The sequence below is a fragment of the Acrocarpospora corrugata genome (genome assembly GCF_009687845.1).
GTDB classification, from domain to species: domain Bacteria; phylum Actinomycetota; class Actinomycetes; order Streptosporangiales; family Streptosporangiaceae; genus Acrocarpospora; species Acrocarpospora corrugata.
Window position 1 is genome coordinate 129,264 of the sequence record NZ_BLAD01000053.1, and the last position, 17,578, is coordinate 146,841.

General features: G+C 69.1%; 10 protein-coding genes. 6 read left to right on the forward strand and 4 right to left on the reverse strand.

Features of this window, described 5'->3' with window-relative positions:
- Positions 1 to 186: 186 nt before the first annotated feature.
- The 4 genes from Acor_RS19595 to Acor_RS19610 are packed head-to-tail and all read left to right on the forward strand — an operon-like array spanning position 187 to position 7,698.
- On the forward strand, positions 187 to 3,423 hold the full coding sequence (locus Acor_RS19595) for an FtsX-like permease family protein (protein WP_155338134.1): 3,237 nt from the start codon (positions 187 to 189) through the stop codon (positions 3,421 to 3,423).
- A complete protein-coding gene (locus Acor_RS19600) occupies positions 3,424 to 6,096 on the forward strand; it encodes an FtsX-like permease family protein (protein ID WP_155338135.1) in 2,673 nt (890 codons plus the stop codon).
- Complete coding sequence (locus Acor_RS19605) at positions 6,093 to 7,019, forward strand: ABC transporter ATP-binding protein (protein ID WP_155338136.1); 927 nt, start codon at positions 6,093 to 6,095, stop codon at positions 7,017 to 7,019. Before Acor_RS19600 ends, Acor_RS19605 begins: the two co-directional genes overlap by 4 nt.
- Positions 7,012 to 7,698: an ABC transporter ATP-binding protein gene (locus tag Acor_RS19610; RefSeq protein ID WP_155338137.1), complete on the forward strand. Its 687-nt coding sequence runs from the start codon at positions 7,012 to 7,014 to the stop codon at positions 7,696 to 7,698. Before Acor_RS19605 ends, Acor_RS19610 begins: the two co-directional genes overlap by 8 nt.
- 232 nt (positions 7,699 to 7,930) lie before the next feature.
- Here Acor_RS19610 and Acor_RS19615 read toward each other — a convergent pair whose 3' ends face one another.
- Entirely contained in the window at positions 7,931 to 9,955 is a 2,025-nt protein-coding gene (locus tag Acor_RS19615; RefSeq protein WP_155338138.1) for a M60 family metallopeptidase, read from the reverse strand.
- A gap of 923 nt (positions 9,956 to 10,878) precedes the next feature.
- Here Acor_RS19615 and Acor_RS19620 point away from each other — a divergent pair.
- Entirely contained in the window at positions 10,879 to 11,625 is a 747-nt protein-coding gene (locus Acor_RS19620) for a phosphotransferase family protein (RefSeq protein ID WP_246238787.1), read from the forward strand.
- A gap of 100 nt (positions 11,626 to 11,725) precedes the next feature.
- Positions 11,726 to 12,742, forward strand: coding sequence for a phosphotransferase family protein (locus tag Acor_RS19625; RefSeq protein WP_155338139.1), 1,017 nt, complete (start codon positions 11,726 to 11,728; stop codon positions 12,740 to 12,742).
- Positions 12,743 to 12,761: 19 nt separating this feature from the next.
- On the opposite strand, the gene Acor_RS19630 is transcribed toward Acor_RS19625, so the two are convergent.
- The 3 genes from Acor_RS19630 to Acor_RS19640 all read right to left on the reverse strand — a co-directional run bounded on the left by Acor_RS19630 (position 12,762) and on the right by Acor_RS19640 (position 17,567).
- Entirely contained in the window at positions 12,762 to 13,790 is a 1,029-nt protein-coding gene (locus Acor_RS19630; RefSeq protein ID WP_155338140.1) for a DUF6461 domain-containing protein, read from the reverse strand.
- Between the two features lie 471 nt (positions 13,791 to 14,261).
- On the reverse strand, positions 14,262 to 15,227 hold the full coding sequence (holA, locus tag Acor_RS19635; protein WP_155338141.1) for a DNA polymerase III subunit delta: 966 nt from the start codon (positions 15,225 to 15,227) through the stop codon (positions 14,262 to 14,264).
- Positions 15,228 to 16,031: 804 nt separating this feature from the next.
- Positions 16,032 to 17,567 carry a ComEC/Rec2 family competence protein gene (locus tag Acor_RS19640; RefSeq protein ID WP_281353240.1) on the reverse strand — a complete coding sequence of 512 codons (1,536 nt, stop codon included), beginning with the start codon at positions 17,565 to 17,567 and terminating at the stop codon, positions 16,032 to 16,034.
- Positions 17,568 to 17,578 lie beyond the last annotated feature (11 nt).

Consider the following 17,578-nt stretch of genomic DNA (forward strand, 5'->3'; position numbering starts at 1 on the left):
TTGCGGGCCTGTATCCGCATCGCCATGTGATCTCAAGAGGGAAATTGTCACGTTTTCGATATCACATGTGCATCGCCGCAGCGTATCGGCTGGATCACCGATCTCTCTGACCCATGGTCAAGCGCCCGCAATCCCCTAAGGTGAGCCAAATACCGGACATCGGGGCGAAAAGCTTGGGGGTCGTTGATGCGGGGGCGAACACCGCTGGTCCTGCGGCGCGCGGTCAGCGAACCGCTGCTGCTGGTGGCCGCCTTCGGCTCCATCCTGCTCGCCACCACCGCGCTGGTCGCGCTGACCATGTACGCGGTGACGGTCGCCGAAGTCGGAGTCCGGCGGGCCATGGAGACCGCGCCGCTGGAGACCGTGTCGGCCCGGGTCAGCGCGCCGGTGGACGGCAGCAGCTTCCCGACGCTCGACCGCAACATCCGGGTCGAGTACGGCGAAACCTACGGCGACATCCCGGCCGAGGTCAGCGTAAGCATCCGGTCGGACTCGTACGCGCTGCCCGGCCAGGAGAGCCGCGAGCAGCCCGAACTCACCCGCTTCGCCGCCTACGAAGGGCTTGAGCAGCAGGCTCGCCTGATCAGCGGCGCCTGGCCGAAGGAGCAGCCGTCCGGCCGGGTCGAGGCGGTGCTCTCCCAGCCCGCCGCGCAGGCCATGAACCTGTCGGTCGGCGGCGAGTTCCGGATTTTCGGCCGCCTGGACGACAAGCCGGTGGACGTCAGACTGGCGGGGATCTTCCAGCTCGCCGATCCGTACAGCGAGCGCTGGGCCGGGGACGATGTGCTGCGCCGGGGTTCGGAGGTCGGCAACTACACGACCTATGGGCCGCTGGTGGTGCCCAGGGAGACGTTCGTGGCCAGGTTCGCGACGAATGTCACGGCGACCTGGCTGGCCGTACCGGATCTGCGGGATCTGCCGCGCGAGGAGTTGCGGCCGTTCGCGGACCGGGTGGCCGGGCTCGGCGACCGCCTCAAAGCGGACTGTTCCGCCTGCACGGCCTACAGCCGCCTGCCTGACATGCTCGGCCAGCTCGACCAGGCCGCCCTGGTGGCCCGCTCGACCATGCTGGTCCCGGTGCTCCAGCTGCTCCTGCTGGCCGCGTACGCGCTGATGCTGACCGCGCGCCTGCTCGCCGACCACCGCAGGATGGAGGTGGCGCTGCTGCGCTCGCGCGGCGCGGGCAGCGTCCGGCTCGGCCTGCTCGCGGGCGCGGAGTCGCTGCTGGTGGCGGTGCCGTGCGCGATCGTCGCGCCGTTCCTGGCCCCGCCGCTGCTGCAGCTGGTCAGTTCCATTCCCTGGTTCCGGGCCTCGGGGGTACGGCTCACGCCCACGCCCGACCTGTCCACGTTCCTGATCTCGGCCGGGGTGGCCGTCGCCTGCGCGATCCTGCTGGCGCTGCCGGCGGTGCGGGGCGCACGCCGTACCTATGTGGAGGAGCAGTCCTCGCGCGGCCGGGGCGAGCGGCAGGGGCTGATCCAGCGGGCCGGCGCGGACCTGGTGCTGCTGGTGGTGGCGGCGCTCGCGGTGTGGCAGTTGCAGCACTACGGCGCGCCGGTGACCTCGACGGCCGGGGGCGGGCTCGGGATCGATCCGCTGATCGTGATGGGGCCGGCGCTGGCGCTGCTGTGCGGCGGCATGCTGGGGCTGCGCCTGGTGCCGATCGTGGCCAAGGCGGCCGAGCGGATCACCAGCCAGCGGCGGTCGCTGGCTCCGGCGCTGGGGGCCTGGCAGGTGAGCCGCCGGCCGCTGCGCTACTCGGGGCCGGTGCTGCTGCTGACCATGGCCATCGCGATCGGCGTGGTGTCCATCGCGACCGCGGCGACCTGGCGCAACTCGCAGCTGGACCAGGCCAACCACATCGCCGCCGCCGACCTCAGGGTGGCGGGTCCTGTCGCTGGACCCGAACTGGGCGTGTTCGGCCGGGGGGGCACCTACGCGAAGCTGCCGGGGGTGACCGCGGTCAGCCCGGTCTACCGGGGCTCGATCAAGCTGGGGATCGTGGACGCCGCCTTCCTGGCGGTCGACGCGACCAAGCTGGACCGGCTGATGACGCTCAGGGACGACCTGGCCGAGGATTCGGTGGCCACGCTCGGCCGGGACCTGTCCGGCGAGCGACCCGAGTTCCCGGCGGTGGAGATCCCCGGAACGCCGAAGGCGCTCGCGATGACCGTCAGCGTCACACTCGGCAAACCCGAGGTGGCCGACTCCTACCTGAACATGGTCCCGCGGCTGGTGCTGCGGGACGCGCTCGGCGCCCGCTACGAGGCCAGGGCCGGTGTGCTGGTCCCCGACGGCGCCGACCACGTGCTCACCGTCGACCTGGCCGCGGCCGCGGGGCAGGCGGGCTCGATCGCGTACCCGCTGAGCCTGACCGGGATCCTGCTGGACGTGCCGGTGCCGCGGATCGGGTCGGCGTTCTCGATGCGCGTCGGCAGCGTGCTCGCCGACGGGCAGGCGCTCACCGCGCCCGACGACTGGACGGCCATCATCCGGGCAAGCGGCCGGGGCGGCGGCCTCCTGGCGCCGCCGGAGGCGATCTCCGGCGGGCTGCTCACCCTCCAGGTGCCGCGGGCCGGCGCGGAGGAGTTCCCCGACCCGCAGGGCCCCGGATTGGTGGCGGTCCTGCCGGGCCTGCCGGAAACGCCGATGCTGCCGGTCGTGGTCACCGCCGACCTGGCCGCCTCGGCGAAGCTGGCCGTGGGGCGCGCCTCACAGCTGTCCATCGACGGGCAGGACACGCCGGTCATGCCGGTCGGGATCGTGGCCGCGATGCCGGGGACGGGCGGCAACACCCCGGCCGTACTGGCCGACCTGGAGACCTTGCAGGCGCGGGACCTGACCACGGCGCGCTCCCCGCACCTGGCCGGCGAATGGTGGCTGGCCACCCCGGACGGGCGGGCCGCGGCCGAACTGACCGCGCACCCCGAATGGGATCAGACCGTGGTGGACCGGGCCGCGCTGGCCCGGCAGCTGCGGGACGACCCGCTGGCCAGCGGGCTGCAGGGGGCGCTGATCCTCGGGTTCGGGGCGGCGCTGGTCTTCGCGGTGCTCGGGTTCATGGTCAACGCGGCCGTGGCGGCCCGGGAACGGATGGCCGAGTTCGTGCTGCTGCGCGCGCTCGGGGTGAGCTTCCGGCAGGTGTTCGGGCTGCTCGCGGTCGAGCAGGCGTTCATCATCGGCCTCTCACTGCTCGGCGGGACCGTGCTCGCGGCGGTCGTGGCCACCCTGGTGGTGCCGCACATCGTGCTGACCGGGCAGGCCACCTCGGTCACGCCGGGCGTGCTGCTGGACATTCCATGGGGCGCGACGATCGCCCTGCTCGCGGCCGTGGCCGTGGTGCTGTTCGCGGTGGTCGGCGGGCTCGCCCGCACACTGCGCCGCCAGGGACTCGGCCGCGCGCTGCGCATCGGGGAGGACTGAATGAACGCCTGGCAGCTGGTCCGCGTGCACCGGGGCGCGGCGGCCGTGCTCGCGCTGCTCGCCCTCACCGCGTCGCTGCTGGTGGCGGGGCTGCCGCGCGGCTTCGAGGCGGCCTACGACCGCGCCCTGGTCGGCGCGCTCGGCGACGTCGCCCGGCAGCAGTCCGACCTGCTGGTCGGGCTGCGGCCCAACTTCTCCGAGGACGAGCTCAACGATCAGAGCGAGTTCACCCGCCTGGACACCGAATGGCGGAAGGTGCTGCCGCCCACGCTGGCCTCCGCGGTCATCCAGGGCGGCAGCAGCCACCAGTCCGCCAAGACCTACGGCACCCCCGTCTCCGGGCGGATCGGCTCGCGGCCGCTCCCCCAGCAGTACCTGGACCTGGCCTGGGTGGCCGGCATCGAGAAGAAGATCCGGTACGTGGAGGGCCGCGCGCCCGGACCCGCGACGACGCTGCCGAGCGTGCCCGGCGACCCTGACCTGAAAGACCTCACCCTGTTCGAGGTCGGCCTGGTCGAAGAGACCGCCGAACGGATGAGCCTGCCGGTCGGCAGCACCGTGCTGCTCGGCAACAGCTACACCATCGCCGCCCGGGTGGTCGGCCTGTTCGAGGCGGTCGACCCGACCGACCGGTTCTGGGATCACAACCTGGAGGTCAAGCGGGTCACCACGCGGCCCGTCCCGGAGGCCGACGAGCCGGACGTGCTGGGCGTCGGGGTGATCCCGGCCGTGGACCTGCCGGTGCTGGACTCGCGGCGGGAGCTGCACTACTCCTGGGTCCTCCCGGTCGAACCGACCAAGATCACCGCCAGGAACGCCCCCCAGGTGATCCAGGACATCCTCGACTACCGCCAGCTGGTGGAGCAGCAGGGCGAGCGCAACGACACCGGGATCGCGCAGATCCCCGCCGCCAGGTTCGAGCTGTTCACCGGGCTCGATCCGCTGCTCACCAAATTCCTGAACGACCTGCGGACCGCGCAGACGCTGATGTTCCTCATCCTGGGCGGCCTGGTGGTGGTCGCGTTCGGCGTCATCGCGCTGGCCGTGCAGCTGCTGACCGAGCGGACGCGCGCCGGGCTCGGCCTGGCGCGGGCGCGCGGGGCCTCGCTGGCCCAGGTCGCGGGCGCGGGCACCAGGACCACGGTGCTGATCGTGGTGCCGGCCGCGCTGGCCGGGTATGCGGCGTCCTACCTGGTGCCTGGGCCGATCACGCCGGTCGTCCACGTCTCCCCGCTGATCCTGGTGGCGGCCACCATCGCGTTCGCCGCCGTACGGCTCGCGCTGACGCACCGCAAGCCATTGCGCGACACCCGGGAGGACCTGGTCGCGCCCAAGTCGTCGCCGCGCCGGATCGCGCTGGAACTGCTGGTGGTCGCGCTCGCCCTCGGCGGCGCCTACCTGCTGCGCACCCGCGGCCTGGCCACCGACGTGACCGAGCTCGGCGCCGACCCGTTCCTGCTGGCCGTCCCGGCCGCGCTCACCCTGGCCGCGGCGCTGATCACGCTGCGCTGCTACCCGTTCCCGCTCCGCCTGATCGTCCGGCTGGCCAACCGGCGGCGCGGGGCGGTGCCCTTCCTCGGGCTGACTCTGGCCGCCCGGTCCCGAGGGGCGACCTCGCTGCCGGTGCTGATCCTGCTGCCCGCGCTGGCCGTGTCGGTGTTCGGCGCGCTGGTATCCGGGGCGATCTTCGAAACCCAGCGGACCGCGGCCTGGCAGGCCGTCGGCGCGCCCGCCCGGGTGGAGCGCGCCGCCGAGATCCCCGAGGACGTGGTGGCGAAGGTACGGGCGCTGCCCGGGGTGACCTCGGTGCTGCCGGTCGCCAAGGGAACCGTGCAGGTCGCGACCGGCGGCGGGGTGTCTACCGCGCTGGCCATGGACCTGGCCGCCTACCGGAAGCTGGTCGCGGGGAGCCCGCTGGAGGTGCCCGAGCCGCCGGTGGGGGACGGGATTCCGGCGCTGGTGTCGGCGAATTTGGCGGCGTACCCGTCGTTCGAGATCGGCTGGTACAACCGGATGCAGATCAACAACGTCGGGTCGATCGAGACGCTGCCGGGGCTGGCGTTCGAGAGCAACAACCTGATCGTCATGCCGTACGAGGGGCCCAAGCTCGCCGGACTGCGGACATTCACCAATGTGCTGCTCATCGGCGGGAACGTGGACTACGACGTGCTGAAGCGCACGGTCGGCCTGACCGACGCCGTCGTGGAGACCTTCGACGCCGCCAACACCCGGATCGCCAGCTCGCCGCTGAGCCAGACGATCACCGCCGCCTTCACCATCGTGACCGTGGCCCTGGCCGGATACGCGCTGATCGCCGTCATCATCGCCCTGGTCATCGGCGCCGCCGAGCGGGCCCGTTCGCTGTCGTTCCTGCGAACGCTGGGGCTGTCGCAGCGGCAGGCCCGGCTGCTGACCGTGCTGGAAGTGGCGCCGCTGATCGTGCTCACCTCGCTGGCCGGGCTCGCGCTCGGCCTGGTCCTGCCCGCCGCGCTCGGCCCCGGCCTGGACCTGTCCGCCTACGCCGGGATCGCCGTGACCGAGTTCCCGCTGACCTTCACCACGCCAATCCTGCTGGCGGCCGGGCTCGCCGCCGTCTCCATCCTCGGCGCGTTCGGGCACGCCAGCACCGGCCGCCGCGTCGCCACCGCCCTTCGAGTGGGGGAATCCTCATGACCACACTGTCGGATTTGGAGGCGCAGGCCGTACGGAATCGGCCGGCCTTCGGGGAGCACGCCCATATTCTCTGCGACAACCTCGTCCGCATCTTCAAGACCGAGGGCGTCGAAGTCGTCGCGTTGCAGGGCCTCGACCTGCTGATCGAGAAGGGCGAGCTGATCGCCATCGTCGGCGCGTCAGGATCGGGCAAGTCGACGCTGCTCAACGTGCTGTCCGGGCTCGACGTGCCGACCGCAGGGCTGGCCAAGGTGGCCGGGATGGACCTGCTGTCCATGACCTCGCGGGACCGGCTCAGATACCGGCGCTCGGTGGTCGGGTTCATCTGGCAGCAGACGGCGCGGAACCTGTTGCCGTACCTGACCGGGCACGAGAACGTGCTGTTGCCGATGCAGCTGGCCGGAAACAAGCGGGACGCCCGCCGCCGCGCCGCCGAGCTGCTCGAACTGCTCGGCGTCGCCGACTGCGCCGGCCGGCGGCCCGGCGAGCTCTCCGGCGGCCAGCAGCAGCGGATCGCCATCGCGGTCGCGCTCGCCAACCAGCCCGAGGTCATCCTGGCTGACGAGCCGACCGGCGAACTCGACAGCGACACCTCGGAAGAGGTCTTCGGGGCGCTCCGCCGTGCCAACCGCGAACTCGGCGTGACCGCCGTGATCGTCACCCACGACCCGACGGTCTCCGAGCAGGTCGACCGCACCGTCGGCATCCGCGACGGCCGGACCTCCTCCGAGACGCTCCGCCGCACCTCCGTCGACGGCGACGTCATCGCCGAGGAGTACGCGGTGCTCGACCGGGTCGGGCGGCTCCAGCTCCCCCGCGACTTCACCAACGCGCTCGACATGGAACGCCGGGTCCGGCTGGAACTCGAACGCGACCACATCGGCGTCTGGCCGGCGACCCCCGGGGAAGAGAACAATGACTGAGCCTCTGGTATCGGTACGGGACCTGCGGAAGGTCTACCCGCGCGACGTGGTCGCCCTGCGCGGGGTCACCTTCCAGGCCCACCCCGGCGAGCTGGTCGCCATCCGGGGGCGGTCAGGGTCCGGCAAGACCACCCTGCTCAACCTGGTCGGCGGGCTGGACCGGCCGTCGAGCGGGAGCGTGACCGTGGACGGGAAGTCGGTCACCGAGCTGCCCGAGCAGGAGCTGCTCGACCTGCGGCGTGATGTGGTGGGGTTCGTTTTCCAGTCGTTCGGGCTCATTCCGGTGCTGACCGCGGCGGAGAATGTCGGGGTTCCGATGCGGCTGGCGCGGCTGGCGCCGGCTGAGCGGGAGCAGCGGATCGAGTTGCTGCTGTCGCTGGTGGGGTTGGAGCAGCACGCCAATCAGCGGCCGTACGAGCTGTCGGGCGGGCAGCAGCAGCGGGTGGCCATCGCGCGATCACTCGCCAACCGGCCCAAACTACTCATCGCCGACGAGCCGACCGGGCAGCTGGACTCGCAGACCGCCCGCCAGATCATGCAACTCATCCGCGCGGTCGTCCGCAGCGAAAACGTCACCGCCCTGGTCGCCACCCACGACCCGAGCCTGATCTCCCTGGCGGACCGGGTGCTCGAACTCAAGGACGGAGCATTCCTCACCCCGGAACCGACCCCGGCCTGAGGGCTTTGATCCCTCGCTGTAGCGGCGGATCAGGTGCAGGGCGGCGCCAGCCGGCCGGGCCGCCCAGCTCAAGGACACCTACGCCCCCGAACTGGCGCTGGACAGCCACCTGACCTCCGCAGGCGCCAAGCTCTTCACCGGCCTGGTCCTCAAACTGGCCGGCCGCCGCCTCAACAACCTGGCCCGGCGGTCTCACACCGCCGGGACGCCCTCCATCGGGCGCAGCGGGTTCTTAGGTGTATGCCTTGAGTTTGGTCATGTCGGCTTCGGGCTTGCGCAGGCCCAGGCCGCGAACGGTGGCCCAGATGTCCTGCTCGCTCTCCTTGAGCAGGCCCCAGTCGGCGAAGAAGTCGCAGAGGTCGAGTTGAGCGGCGGCGGACGCCGACACCACGAACCATTTCTTGCGTTCGTGGGTGTCCGTCGTGTTCCCGTGCTCGGCCCGGACATATTTATGCCAGGTACGCAGAAAACTGTCGCCGAGGCCGAGCCGCAACTGTTCGAAGATCGCTTGAGCGTCGACTTCGCTCGCCTCGAATCTCTTCTGCGAACGCGGCCGGCTCAGGTACGCCTGCGTCCCGGCCCAGCGGTTCGGGAATTCGTCGCTGTATTCGTTCCGGTGTTTGCGGCCGACGGCGAGAGCGTACAGGTTGACGGAGATCTCGCTGATTCCCTCGGTCCCCCCGTAGGTGGTCTCCTGCTGGAAGTGATGGCCGTACTCGTGGAGCATGACCCACGAGTTGCGGGCCGCCTCGGTCAGGAGGGCTTTCGTGAAGTACCCGGGGGTGGATTCGTGGGGCAGGCCGATGTATCCCGTCGTCGCGTGCGGATTCGCGGTGCTGTTCGCCTCGACCGCGTACAGGCGCAGGCGAGGGCGGGCGTGGATGTTGGAGCTGCCGTCCAGGCCGCTGATGTCCTCCTGGATGGCGATGATCTCGTCGTGCGCGGCGAGTGTTTTGCCCGGGTCCGCGCTCTTGAGGGCGAGCGCGGTGGGCAGCAGCGCGGCGATGACGACGCAGTCGCTGACCATCTCGACTTCCGGCGCGGGTGTCTTGGCCAGCATGGCGGACCACTGGGCGGCCGTCGTCGTTCCCTTGACGTAGTAGGGGATGGCTTGCGTGATGCCGCCCAGGGTCATCCAGGCGGCGTCGCCCGTACCGGTGGCGGTGGTGTAGCGGATGTGGACGATGCCGCCGTACGGGTCCGTGATCTTGTTGGTGCCGGGTTTGAGGGCGGTCGGCCGCATGGAGGGGCTCTGCTGGGCGGGGTCCTTCCGGTCCACCAGGCCCTGCGTGCCGATGAGCGCCTCCATCCCCGGGGCGTTGCCGTAGAGGGTGATGGTGATCTCTTTGCCGGCCGGCGCGTAGTAGCCGGTGGGCTGGTAGTCGGCGTACTGAAGGCAGTGCTGGAGGCGCGCCTCCTCGTCGCCGGCGGTGACGGACGGCTTGATGCCCAGGATGCGCGGCTGGGGGAAGTCGACGGTCGCCTCGACCGCGTCGAAGGTCCGTCCGGCCTGGTGGATCCGGAGGCGCACGGTGGTCGTGTCCCACATGTAGCCCGGCGGCACGTCGGGGTTGGTCAGTGTGCCGTCGGCGCGGAAGTCGCCGATGCTCGCCCAGGAGCCGTTCGGCCACTGCGCCTGAAGGTTCGCCCCCGCCGGCCCACCCCGCGCGGACACCACCAGCTTGCCGTCAGGGGCGCGGACCGCCGATACCCCGGTCAGCGGAGGGCGTACCCGGACCTCCAGCTGGGCGGGGAAGGTGAGGCCGCCCTTGTAGACGCGCAGGCGCAGGATGTCCTGGCTCCACATGTAGCCCGGCGGCACGTCGGGGTTGGTCAGCGTGCCGTCGGCGCGGAAATCGCCGATACTCGCCCACGAACCGTTCGGCCACTGCGCCTGAAGGTTCGCCCCCTCGTGACCGCCCCGCGCGGACACCTGCAGCTTGCCCTCGGGGGTCCACAGGGGAGTGACGACCAGCGGCGGGCGTACGGAGATGTCTCGCGCCGCGGAGACCTGGCCGTACTGGTGGGCTCGCAGGCGGAACACGTTCTGGCTCCACATGTAGCCCGAGGGCACGTCGGGGTTGGTCAGCGTGCCGTCGGCGCGGAAATCGCCGATGCCCGCCCACGTGCCGTTCGGCCACTGCGCCTGAAGGTTCGCGCCCCCGGGGCCGCCCCGCGCGGTCACCCACAGTTTCCGATCGTCGGTCCAGGCCGCCCACACCTCGTCCACGTGGGGCTGTGTTTCGTCAACGGACACTCAGTCATCACCTTCCTGGCAGGGGACTTCCGCGCGCTCAGCGAAAATGCCGAGAACGCCTGGCGAATGAGTTAATTTCCCTCGAAAATGGGGCCGCGCCACTGAGCTTTTGGAAATGGGACACGCCGTGATTGTTCGCGACCGAGCGAACCCTTCTGAAAAGTCCGTATCTGCGGAACCGAAATAATCCTTTATCGCGGTCGCCGTATCGCTCCGGAGCATAACTCGCCAAAGAGCGTAAATTCAATAGAGAATTCCGGGGCCGAGAAATTCGGCGAACCCAAATCAAGTCGACAACATCCGCAAAGGCCGCCGGAACCGGCGCCTGTCACACTCGCCGGCCGCACCGTTTGGGCGCAGTGGCAGGAGATCCTCAAGGCCAGCCCCGATCGACCGTTGGAACGATGCAGACCCGCCCTCCGGGACAAGGCCTCCAGGCCCATCGCCGAAATCCGTCCACCACTGGCCGCATTCGGCCGTCCCGCCTGCGCCGCCCGTGATCAACTATTCGCTGGCTGGAGGCGATCAAGACGCCCGGCATCGACGCCACTGGGCCTACGAAAGGCTCTCGCGTCATCGGAGAGATTCAGGCCGCCAAGGGAACGATCTTGGGTGCTGTTCGACTGTCGAGGCGCGGGAATCGCGGAAGTCTCCTTGGAGCCACTATCAACCATGTCGATCACATGGCCCCGATCACTCCCACGCTGAACCAGTTTGATCTCAAATCCAAACGCAAGCTGACAATTCGAGTGGAAGCCCCTGGTTCGGTCGAGTGGGCGATACGGGTCACTCGATAGTTAAGTCGCCAGGCTTTCTCGACTGGGCAGAGAGCCCGGCCAAGCCGTCGTCCGACCTTCGCCGCCTGCGCATCCGCGCAGTCGCACGGGATAAACCCGGCGACATCGGTAGTCATCCTCGCGATAATGGCCGACGTGGAGGAGGTCGAGGTCGTCGTCGCCCATAACGAGCGCGCGACCCTGCGCGTCGGCGACGTGTTCCTGAAGATCGACGCTGATCAGACGCGCACCGACGTCGAGGTCGAGGCGATGGCCATGGCGCCGATCCCGACTCCGGAGGTCCTGTGGCGGAAACCGCCCGTACTCGCGCTCGCCGCCCTCCCGGGGACGGCACTCGGCCGCCTCGGCGAGCCGTCGACCGCGTCGCCGGCGGCGTGGGCCGCGGCGGGTGCCGCCACACGGAAGCTGCACGACGCGCCGCTGCCGCCATGGCCCGGTCGGAGCCTCGACGAGATCGCATCCCGCCTCGACGGCGAATGCGAGTGGCTCGTCACGAACGGAGTCCTTCCCACCGACCTGGTCACGCGCAACCGCCAGGTTGCCGAGGCCGCGCTCCGGCCGCGGACACCGGTGTTCGCGCACGGCGATCTGCAGGTCACCCACGTGTTCGTCGACGGTGACGAGATCACCGGCGTGATCGACTGGTCCGAGGCGGCCCAGGGCGACGCCCTGTACGACCTCGCCACCTTGACGCTCGGACACGAGGAGCGCCTTGGCGACGTCGTCGCCGGCTACGGCGCCCACGTCGACCTCGACGTGATCCGCGCGTGGTGGGCGTTGCGAAGCCTGCTGGTGATCCGCTGGCTGGTCGAGCACGACTTCGACCCGTTCGCGCCAGGCTGCGAGGTTGACGTGCTGAGATCCCGGCTATGAGGCTGCACGAGCCCGACGGCCACGAGCGCCGTTCTGCCGCATCGAGCGGGCCATCTCCTGAAGCGCGAGCCATGCGCCGAGCGAGGAAGAAGGCCAGCGTATGAGAGATAGACCGGCGGACCTGACGGAGCCCGAACTGATCGTGGCACTGACCGAGGGCTGGGGCATCGAGGCCCACTCGGTCGAGTACCTCCCGGTCGGGGCGGGCAGCTACCACTGGTCGGTGATCGATCAGCACGGAACAGCATGGTTCGTCAAGATCGACGACCTCGGCGTCGAGGCCGCCCGACGTGATGACGCATTCAACGGGCTCGCCCGGTCATGCGCCACGGCTCTGGCACTGCGCCCAGAGGCGGGGCTCGACTTCGTCCTCGCGCCGACCCCAACCACGACCGACGCCCTGGTGCGGCAGGTTGCCCTGCGGTACGCCCTGTCGGTGTTTCCGATGGTGGCGGGTGCCGCCGGGCAATTCGGCACGCACCCACCCGAGGACCGGGCCGAGGTAGTCGACCTCCTGGCCGAGCTACATCGGGCAACCCCGATCGTGGCGAATATCGCATCGCGGGCCGACCTGGTCCTGCCCGGTCGCGACCGGCTGGAGGAGGCATTGCAGGACCTCGGCCAGGAGTGGACCGGTGGGCCATACGCCGAGCCGGCCCGCACGCTGCTGTCCGTCCATACCGGGCAGATTCAACGCTTGCTCGCCGATTTCGACCGGCGGGCCGACCAGGTACGGAACACTACGGCGGTCTGGGTGGTCACGCACGGCGAACCGCATCCCGGCAACATCATGCGTACCCCGGCCGGACTGCGACTCATCGACTGGGGAACCGTGCAGATCGCCCCGCCGGAACGGGACCTGTGGATGCTCACTCCCGCCCTCTCCCGCATGCTCGGCGAAGACCCGGACGACCACGGCGACGACCCGCTCGCCCGCTACACCCAGATCACCGGCCGGACCGTCACATCGTCCGGCCTCGCTCTCTATGCGCTTTGGTGGCGGCTCGCCGACATCGCCATCTTCGCCGACGACCTGCGCCGACCCCACGACACCGGCGAGGATATCGCCGCGTCGCTGACCTATCTCACCGGCTATCTCGAATCCAGCCGGGACTAACTCGACGGCTCATGCCCGCTCAGAGCCCATGCGGTTTTTGGCGGCGGTGCGCGCGCTCCATGTGCTCGCTGATCCGGTTGAGGACGATCAGGCGCATTCCGTCCTCCCTGGTGGCGGTGCGTAGCCTGACGGCCTCCCTGGTGGCGGCGTCTGCGGCTTCGACCGGGGCGGGGAGCAAGGCGCGGTAGAGGACGACGAGGGCGTGGCTGGTCAGGTCGAGGGCCGGGGATCCGGCGCTGAGCTGTCTGGCCTCTCCCGCCTCTTGCCACAACTGTGATCGCAGGGTGCCGCGTTCCCCGGGGAAGCGCTCGCCGTGGTCCAGGAGCCGCAGGACGTCCTCGGGTAGCGGACCTCGCAGATCGGCGATCGTGATGACGGTGGCGACCAGTTCACGAAGGAGCTCGGGAGCCGCCGCCGGCGACGGGTCTGCGATCAGCCGGACAAAGGCCGGTTCGTCCAGGAAAGGCTCGCGCGGGTTCAGATAGTCAGCCGGAACCAGCGGACTGGGGAGCGGATCACTGATCTGGTACGCCTGCCGGGACGCGCGCAGCGATTCGGGCGTAAGCGCATGACCGCTGACCTGCTCGCCCAAGGCCAGCGCCCGCGCCTTGATCTCGTCCAGGGAAAGACCGTCACGCAGGCCCAACTCGGCGAGCGCCTCGTCGAGAACGTCAGGATCCGCGCCCGAGCGCCGTTTCAGGTCGGTGATGTCGAACGAGGTCGCCAGTTCCCCATCGACGGCGAAGCCGATGGCGTTGTCCAGCTCGCCGTTCCAGAAGACGCTCAGCGCGAGCCCGCCGGCGGAGACCGACTCCAGCACCACACTGCGCGACCCCTGGTAGCCGCCCGGTTCCAGCGCCAACGTCCAATCACCGACCGAGATCAGGTAGAGCATCTCGACGCTGTCGTCTTCTTCCAGCTCCTCGATGTCGTCCTCGGTAGCCCGGAGTCCCGTCTCCACGTCCGCGCCGAACCTGCCCGCCACCAGGTCCAGGTCGTTCTCCCGGCACCAGGTGAGACAGAACTGGCTGGGCAGTCCGGCAGCCACCAACGCGGCGTACCTCTGGTCAACGGGATGCACCTTGCCCCTTTCTCTGGGATTTGCTGGATTTGGAGGTGCTAACCGTTCTCAGCGAGCCGGCGAAGCGTCCCCGATCCGTACTTCGAGTCTACGCATCCCCTGGTAGAGGGTGCCGCGCCGGTTCCCCACCCGCCGGTCGCCGAAATGGCCGATATACCGGATGCACCAGTTCTCGATGAACTATCTTCCGCATTCGCCAGGGGAATTGATCTCAGCCCAGCGGCCATTCATGGCAATAGATGCCGAAAGAATATCCGCGATTCTTTGCTGATGCCATGTAGCACCCGCCAGCACCCCCTTCAGCTGCCCGCCATCCAGCCAACCCCCTCCGCAAACGGCTACTCAGCGAGACCGCGGCGGTTTGAGGCCAACACCGGTTATCACCCGTGAAGGCGAGTTGGCCGATGTGCGCCTTCTCCAGTCGCTGACTGGTCGACTTCAGTGCCCGGTGCGGTTGGCGATGATGGTTTGCACGGTGTTCTCAAGGGCGTAGGCGGGGTCTGTGCCGCCTCCCTTTACCTGTTCGTCGGCGCGTGCGACGGATTGGATCGCGCGGGAGAGACCTTCCGGGCCCCAGCCGTTGAGTTGGCGCCGGGCGTTTCTGATCTTCCAGGGGGGCATGCCGAGCTGAGAGGCCAGCTGGTTCTCGTTGGCGTTTCTGGGGGCGCCGGAAACTTTCGCGAGGGACCGGAGGCCACCTGCCAGCGCACTGACGATCAGAACGGGGGCAACCCCGGTAGCCAGCGCCCAGCGCAGCTGTTCGAGAGCTTCGCCAGCCTTTCCTTCGACGGCGAGATCGGCCACGGTGAAACCACTGACCTCGGCGCGGCCCCGGTGATAGCGGGCCACCGCGTCCTCACCGATGCTCTTGGTCCCGGTGTCGAAGATGAGCTGGCTACACGCCGCCGCCAATTCCCGAAGATCACTACCAACCGCATCAAGAAGCGCCTGCGCCGCAACAGGCGTGATCGTGTGCCCCGCCTGCCGGACCTCGTTCCTGATGAAGTCGATCCGCTCCCCGGCTTTGGTCAACTTGGTGACGATGACCAGCCGCGCCCCCGCCTTCTTCACACCATCAACAAGCGCCTTCCCCTTGACCCCACCCGGATGGGCAAGCACCAGAACAGCGTCCTCCCCCGGATTATTCGCATACTTCACAACCTCAGCGATCACATCCTTGGACAGATCCTGCGCCGACCGAATCACAATGATCGCCCGATCCCCGAACAACGACGGCGAAGTCAGCCTGGTCAGCTCCCCCGCCTCAACCTTCCCCCCCAGCAGATCATGCACCTCAGCAACTTCACCCCCCTCCCGGACCTCAGCCACCACCGCCCCAACCGCCCGATCCGCGAGCAACTCCTCATCCCCGACCACCAACGTCACCGCCGCAACATTCCCCATGCCAGGCAGCATGCCACGCCCAACCCAAGACTCCGACCCAAACCCCTACCGCGAATTTCAGCCTGTACGAGCACGGCCTCGACAGCATCAGCGTTGCCGCCGACCCGAACCTCTATCGCGGATCGCAGCCCATACGAGCACGGCCTCGACAGCATCGGCGTTGCCTACCGACCCCGAACCTCTATCGCGGATCGCAGCCCACGCGAGGACCTGAAGCGGCTACGCCGCCACCTCAGCCGCCCGCCAAAATCATCAGATCGGTCCCGATGTTGTCCGACCCGACCACCGCCACACCGATGCTCGTTCCTTCCCCTCCCGCGTCCGGCTCTGGAAGCAAGCCGGCACAACAATGGTGTCCAAGAACCACTAACAGAATGGGCCACGCCTTCTTGGCACCGACGCGGTGAGAAGCATCACCTGCGTAAACGGCGCCGGAAAACGGCGACCGACCCCGCAACTCGCCTATTCCGTTAGGAGTTGCAAGCCACACCGATGCTCACGCCTTCCCTCCCGCGTCCGGCCTACGGAAGCCGACGTGAAGCTGAGCTACCCGAGCGACGTCCAGGTCCCGGCGCCAGGGGCCGCAGACAGCGGTAGCTACTGAGAAGCCAGCGTCGGCGTTACCGGCGATCATGTTCATGAGCTGTGAGAGCTCGGAGACGAGCGACCACGTCGCCGGTAGTTCCCCACTAAGGCGACGCTTCAAGCCGTCAGAGCGATTGGAGTCTCAGCCCGCTGGAAGGTTCAGCTGGCAAGGTTGGCAAACCGGCTCCCCTGCCGTTCACGCCTGCGCAGACCGTGGTGCTAGCCAGTACCTCGTGGGATCACCGCTAGGCGGCCCTCGTGGGAGATGACGGCTAGGTCGCCGGTGCGGTCGGTTCTGTAGACGCGGGTGCCGAGCCAGGTGAGGCGGCTGACGGTCGTGGGTGAGGGGTGGCCGTAGGTGTTGTCGGCGCCGACGCTGATGAGAGCGGCCCGGGCTTTGGTGGCCGCGAGGAAGGCGGGGTCCTGACGGCTGGAGCCGTGGTGGGGGACTTTGAGGATGTCGACATTTGGGACTCCGGTGCGTAGCAAGGTGGCCTCCGCCTCGGTTTCCAGGTCTCCGGCGAGTAGGGCCGAGCCGGCCGGCCAGCGGACCAGGAGGACGACGCTGGCGTTGTTGGATATGGATCCTTCACCTTGACCTTGGATGGGATCTTCGGCGGTGGGGGCGAGCACGGTGATCTCGGTGGAACCGAAGCGCCAGCGGGTGCCGGGGCGGACGACCCACTCGGGGATCTGCCTGGCGCGAAGTTCCGCAGAGACACGGGCGCTCTCTCGCGGGGGTATGCGGTTCGGACTGACGACGATGGCACCGACTCGGCGACCTCGGAGGACACCGGTCAGTCCACCCACGTGATCGAGATGCGGATGAGTGAGCACAAGCAGCGGCACCGTGTGCACACCCAACCTGCGCAGACATCGATCGACCAGCCCAGGCTCCGGACCCGCGTCAACGACCACCGCCTGACCTTCCCCTACCGACAGAACCAGAGCGTCCCCTTGCCCGACATCACACATCACGAGCAACCAGCCCCGGGCAGGCCAGGCTGAAGTCGCCGGGCCCACAAGCAGGACGGCGACCAGCGAGCTCCCGGCCAGAGCGATCACCAATCGTCTGCCACCCTGCCGACGCAGTGCCAGCCAAGCCACCACGGACACCACCGCCAACAGGGCAAGCCCCAGCCCCCCGGCAGGCCACCCCACCGTGGCCAGCGGAAGCTCAGCCGCCCATTCGGCCACGGTGATGATCCAACTCGCGCACAACCCCGCCGGGCGAACGACCAGCTGCGCCAAATCCATACTCACCGGGGCAATCAGTGCGGCGAGGAAACCGAGAATCGTGGCAGGCGCCACGGCGGGACCCGCCAGAAGGTTGGCGGGAATCGCAGCCAACCCGAGTTCCCCTGACATCAGCACCAATACCGGCGTGACAGCCACCTGAGCCGCAGCCGGGATGGCAATCGCCTCAGCCACCAAAACCGGCATACGCACAGCCATACGATCACGCCACCGCGGCGCCAGAACGAGGATCCCTCCGGTAGCGGCGACGGAGAGCGCGAACCCGTACTCCCGAGCCAGCCCGGGATTGAACAAGACCAGCAGCAACACCGTCCCCGACAGCGCCGCCATCCCATCCCGCGACCGCCCACTCCCAAGCGCGACAGCGGCAACCGTCCCCATCACCAACGCCCGCAACACACTCGGCGACGGCCTCGCAACAACCGCGAACCCACCCATCGCCACCACGGCCAACACTCCCCTAGCCACCAGCGGCAACCCCACAAACCGCCCCAGCACAAGCGCAGCCC